Source organism: Burkholderia sp. Ac-20349 (assembly GCF_017104865.1).
Taxonomy (GTDB): Bacteria; Pseudomonadota; Gammaproteobacteria; order Burkholderiales; family Burkholderiaceae; genus Burkholderia; species Burkholderia aenigmatica.
The window spans coordinates 1-5,280 of record NZ_JAAGPM010000258.1 but is presented as its reverse complement, the minus strand read 5'-3'; the positions used below and the strand labels follow the sequence as shown (position 1 = coordinate 5,280).

5 protein-coding genes and 1 pseudogene are annotated in these 5,280 nt (G+C 56.5%); all 6 read left to right on the top strand.

Translation table 11 applies throughout. The features are described from left to right. Positions 1–2,413, top strand: a 2,413-nt coding sequence (locus tag G3N61_RS37865) for a M23 family metallopeptidase (RefSeq protein WP_205824980.1), incomplete at its 5' end; no start/stop codon positions are given. Beyond that, positions 2,410–2,985, top strand: coding sequence for a hypothetical protein (locus G3N61_RS37860; RefSeq protein WP_205824979.1), 576 nt, complete (start codon positions 2,410–2,412; stop codon positions 2,983–2,985). The genes G3N61_RS37865 and G3N61_RS37860, both read left to right, overlap by 4 nt. Positions 2,986–2,993: 8 nt before the next feature. After that, complete coding sequence (locus G3N61_RS39940; RefSeq protein ID WP_241018105.1) at positions 2,994–3,176, top strand: hypothetical protein; 183 nt, start codon at positions 2,994–2,996, stop codon at positions 3,174–3,176. Continuing rightward, a pseudogene (gene tssD, locus G3N61_RS39935) lies at positions 3,158–3,463 on the top strand (type VI secretion system tube protein TssD); the annotation flags it as partial. The gene G3N61_RS39940 and the pseudogene tssD, both read left to right, overlap by 19 nt. Before the next feature lie 124 nt (positions 3,464–3,587). Next, positions 3,588–4,208 (top strand): hypothetical protein, encoded by a 621-nt coding sequence (locus G3N61_RS37850; protein WP_205824978.1) that lies wholly within the window; start codon positions 3,588–3,590, stop codon positions 4,206–4,208. Positions 4,209–4,499: 291 nt separating this feature from the next. After that, positions 4,500–5,280 (top strand): MFS transporter (locus G3N61_RS37845; RefSeq protein WP_241018104.1); only part of this gene is annotated, 781 nt, incomplete at its 3' end.

The window sequence follows — 5,280 nt, the reverse complement described above, 5'->3', positions numbered from 1 at the left end:
TAGCCATCAGTTCGGTTGGCATGGCGGTGTGCATCTGGTCGCGCCAGGCCCCGACGCGAATCCGGAACCGGTGCGCGCCATTGCCGACGGCGAGGTCGTGTTTGCGCGTCCCTGCGCTGCCAAGCCGAAGCAGAACCCTACCGAGCAAGAGCGCGACGCCTACCCCTTGCTCTACTACGCGGGTTGGACCAGCAATGGTGTGGTGATCCTCAAGCACCAGACTGAAATCGGCGAGGGTGTCGAGGTCGTCTTCTACTCGATCTACCAGCACCTGAAGAGCGTGGCGATCAATTCGACCACCAAGGCTGCCTGGCAGAAAGGCGACAAGATCTATCGCAAAGACCCCATTGGCGAGGCAGGTGAGATCTACGGCAGGCCAAACCGCATCCATTTCGAAATCGTTGCCGACAAAGCGAACGTAGAGAAACTGATGGGCCGCAGCGAGGGCAAGCTGCAAGCCTCCGAGGGACGACGCAACTGTGTCTGGAGCGACATCCATATCGTGTTGCCTGCCGATACGCCGACGTACGCGGTCAACCCGCGTACCGAAACCAGGAACTACGTCGTGCGCGCCTTCGATTCCACGGTGGGGGCCACCAACGATACGCTTGAAAGTGTCGCGCAGCGCTTTCGGACGACGCCCGAGCGCATCCTGACGCTCAACGGCAAGACTGCAGCACAGGCTGGTACGTGGTGGCCGAGAGTTACCGGTGCATACCAGGCTGCCATGAAGCCAGCTCCGCAATCAGGCAAGAAGGCGCCCCCTCCACCCACCGTTGCACAACGCACCATTCGTGTACCTGCGATCTATGGGGCCGCGGCCGCCACGCCGCCCGATGATCTGACCGCCGAAGCATGGGCGCAATGGACTGTACAGCCCATCGGTCAAACGAAAGAGGTGCTTAACATCTCGTTGAGCGAAGCGCGAGGCACCATCACCCTGACTACGCGCGATGCCAGTGGTCAGCGGCGCGCCAGCACGCAGGAGGCTGAAGGTGCCTACAACCTCTACAAGACCGCGACAGACACCTACCCCGGATGCCCGAGTGCCGGCTACGAGATGTTGCGCTTCGGTCGAATCCTGGGGCCCGATACACCGGCTGCCACCGACCTGCATGAGGGCCGCCTGCCGCATTTCCGCAAGATTGCTATCGACGGTGGTGCCGCAGCTTACGTGGATCTCAATCGTATTGGCGTCAAGGTCTATAGCGACGCCGACTTCCCGCACTGGCTGGGCTGGACGTTTATCGATGACGATGCCGATGGCAACAGCCGTTGCGACTCAAGGCAGTTGCTCGACCTGATCGAGCCGATGTCGCCAACGCCCGATGTCGCCGTGATCGATGCAGCTACCCAATACCGCAATCGGCTGATCCTTGCCTACGCCAGGACGCAGACCGGTGAATTGCGTGATCGACTCACCTACTGTGTGGTCAGGATGCCCACCGAGTGGGCGCGCGACGATTTCGACAAGCGCTGGGGCTGGCTGAAAGGCACCGAAGGAGAGAGCGAGGTCGGCAACATCGTGTTTCCGATGTGCCTGGGGGAGCCTGCGTACGAGAGGCTCAAGCGACATCACCAGGCATTGGCGTTTTGGGAGGAGGCGGTAGGGAATGGACTAAACCTGAAGGCAGAACACTATCATTTTCACCCGCTACGGTTTATCCGGGAATTCAAACGATGTGGTTGGATATCGATCGGTGATCTTGCGCGCATCTATCCCGACAGCAGATATCGAAAAGAAGAGACTCCTGATCCCGCGGCGTTGCGAGACCGCTACCGTAGTCACATAAACCGGACCCTGCAGAAATACTACATAGTAACCGGGGCTAGGTTGGCTCACTTTTTTGGACAGGGGGCAGTGGAGTCGCACAGTCTTGCTCGCATGGTAGAGGCGTCTTCAACCCATTTTTCGGCTAGCTTGCAGCCAGAGATCGGAGGTTATTATAAAAATCCAAAAGATAATTACTTCGATTATCTCGAAAACAGGAATGGGAACGTCGATCCGGGTGATGGGAAGAAGTTCAGAGGTAGAGGGATGAAGCAACTGACAGGGCGTGTGAACTATGCCAAATATTGGGTATATCGAGGTTGGCTGCGCGCGTCAAGTTTTGATAAATATTGGTGGGGAAACGCGAAGATGAGGCGGCCTCAAATATCAAATCCGGAGCTGCTCAGTGTGGTGCCATATAACTGCATTGATGCTGGCGGCTGGTACTGGACGGCAGGTTCGGCTCAAAACAAGTTCACGACGATAAACAACAAAATTTCGGAAACGGACATCTCTGATGCGGCTATTCGAACGGTGTCGATCGCAATTAATGGGGTGAATAAAAATGGCGAGCCAAATGCGCTCCCGGAGCGAATAGCCGAAACGCAGAGAATTTCAAAAATCACCATGGATTTTTCGTGATGACTGGATTCCCCATGCGCACAGCGGGAAGTTCGATGCTCATTTATTTACTCTTAATGTGCAGCAATGCATTTGCTGATGCCATAGATATTGGCGACGGAATAATTCTGAAAATTCCACCCTATTTTAATTTGTCAAAAAGAGACGATGGATCCACTTGCGTTTCGGCAAAAGAAAAAAATCTTGATTTAACTATTTGCATAGATAAATCTAGCTTTACGCGTGCAGGTGAACGGTATGGGTTCTTTCGATACGACGAGCTCACTGAGGAAGGGAAAGGTCAAGTAGGGAAGCTTGATGGAAACCCCATGGTCTATGCTAGCGGTTCGTGGACGTACAAAACCTACCACTACAAATCAAGAGATTTCGATATTTTTGAAGCTGATGACGTTCTTTGCAACATTGGGGAGCCTACTCTGCCACATTCCTGCTACGCTGCGGTGCTTCGCCCTTCTCGCGTAAATTCGATCGGCGTTGCTGTATTTGCTTTTTCGGAAATGGCGAAGAATCGAGAAAGGAAGAGCCGGCTCGCAAGAATTCGCAAATTCATAAGTAATATCAATATTTACTGAGTGAGGACGTGGGTAAAGGCATCACGGAAGGTGCCTTCACCGCCGACTCGGCGGGCAACGTGTACCAGGACAGCCAAGAAGACCAGATCCTGGCCCAGGAAATCGAACACCTGATCGCGACACCGACCGCCCCACAGAGCGGCCAGCCGGCCAGCGCGTACACAGGCCGTTCACCTTCATCGCACCGCTGAACAAAACCACGCCGCTGCTGTACCAGGCGCTGGCGGCAGGCGAGATGCTCCCCGAAATAGAAGTGAAGTGGTATCGCACCTCCACCGAAGGCAAGCAGGAGCATTTCTTCACGACCAAGCTGGAAGGCGCCACGATCGTCAACATTAACACCGCGCTGCCGCATGCGCAGGCCCCCAGCAAGGCCGAGTACACCCTCTTGATGGAAAAATTAACATCAACACAAGAGTCGACAAAGCCAGGACAAACTACCCAACCGATGCTCAAGGAATCGATGCGGATGTTTTGAATGTGACGCTACAGGTTAATCGAGCAGCACCCCATCAAGACAGGAGAGTGATGTATTTTAAGTGCGCGCATAAGCACCTCAGTGACGATGCCTCTCAAACCCTCTCACACAACAGCTTGAGGCCATGAGTAAAAAAACATTTCCGCCAATTACTCTTGCGATTTTATTATTTTTTTCGAAAGAGAGCGGAAGTCATGAAGCATCCGAGTCAGGTCAATCGGAGCATCGATACGATCTCACCAAACCATGCGGATTCTCGCTGAAATCAGCACGCAGACTGAGTGAAAGCCAAGGCACTTGCCGCCTGCTATATGAGGATCCTTCAGGAAGCCCTTTTTTCTATGGCAGCATTACGGCAAACAAGACACTCCTCCATGAGACGAGGCAGATAGGCTTCATCAATCTGAATCATGGCCGACCCAAGACATCGAGAGCTAACTACTATGACCCTCAGCGTGATGTAACTCAGGAAGTTACCACGTCGAAGAAAATTCCAAGTCCAAGAGGAAACAGAGCCGATGTCGTCATCGTTTCAAGGTTAGTACTGTCGTACGCCAAAGTCTTGGAAAATGATCGAACACTGGCATCTGTACATGAAATTTACGAGTGCTGGGACGGATTCTTCCCAGGTACAACGACGGCTGCTTCCCTTTCCCTCTGCGAAATTTTGCCGCTGAGAGCGCGCGGCTTTGCGTCGAAAAGTAGTTGGCCAGCGCATGTCATCAACAGCCTTGTGGTTGAATGAAATAAGCGGCTTTCGTAGATGCAATCAATTTTTTTCAATATAGGAATACAGCAGATTCTTAGAATTTCGTGCGTAACGCGACTGAGGCTCCTATTCCGATATTGAAATACCGAGGCAAGGCAGCTCGAACTGTGTTGTGGTGCTAGTCGAAGCGCACGTGCCGCACTTCGCCCCCGTCCGGCAGAATTCACGTCGCTCCGGTATGATCGGCAGCCTTGACCGGCGCCCTGCCCGCCTGCGCACCCGACGCGTGCGCCGCGCGCTGCGCCGTCCCACTCCGTCCGCGCAGCCATGTCCACCGCCTCCACCGACCGTCCGACCGACGCCGCCTCGCCCCACTATTCGCGCAGCCTGCTGTTGCTGCTCGCGACGATCGCGGGCGTATCCGTCGCGAACATCTATTACAACCAGCCGCTGCTCGACAGCTTCCGCTCGGCGTTTCCCGACGGCGCATCCTGGATCGGCGTGATACCCACCGCGACGCAGCTCGGCTATGCGGCCGGCATGTTCCTGCTCGCGCCGCTCGGCGACCGCTTCGACCGCCGCGGGCTGATCCTGATGCAGATCGCCGGCCTGTCGATCGCGCTGATCGTCGCGGCCACCGCGCCGTCGCTGGCCGTGCTCGCCATCGCGAGCCTCGCGATCGGCGTGCTCGCGACGATCGCGCAACAGGCCGTGCCGTTCGCCGCCGAGATCGCGCCGCCAGCCCAGCGCGGGCATGCGGTCGGCACCGTGATGAGCGGCCTGCTGCTCGGCATCCTGCTCGCGCGGACGGCCGCCGGCTTCGTCGCCGAGTATTTCGGCTGGCGCGCGGTGTTCGCCGTATCGGTCGCGGCGCTCGTCGCGCTCGCCGCCGTGATCGTGCTGCGGCTGCCGCGCAGCTCGCCGACGTCGACGCTGCCGTACGGCAAGCTGCTCGGCTCGATGTGGCATCTGGCGGTCGAACTGCGCGGGAAAGAACAGCGGCCCGAACACCAGTGCCGACGCGAGCGTGTACAACGCGAAATCGTAGTATTCGAGCGCGCTGCCGAGCGAGCAGGTCCATGCCGCGCGGTTGAGCTGCTTCGTGTCG

Coding starts and splice junctions, on each gene's coding strand:
- G3N61_RS37850 (WP_205824978.1), top strand. CDS start 3,588: ATGAGTAAAAAAACATTTCCGCCAATTACTCTTGCGATTTTATTATTT.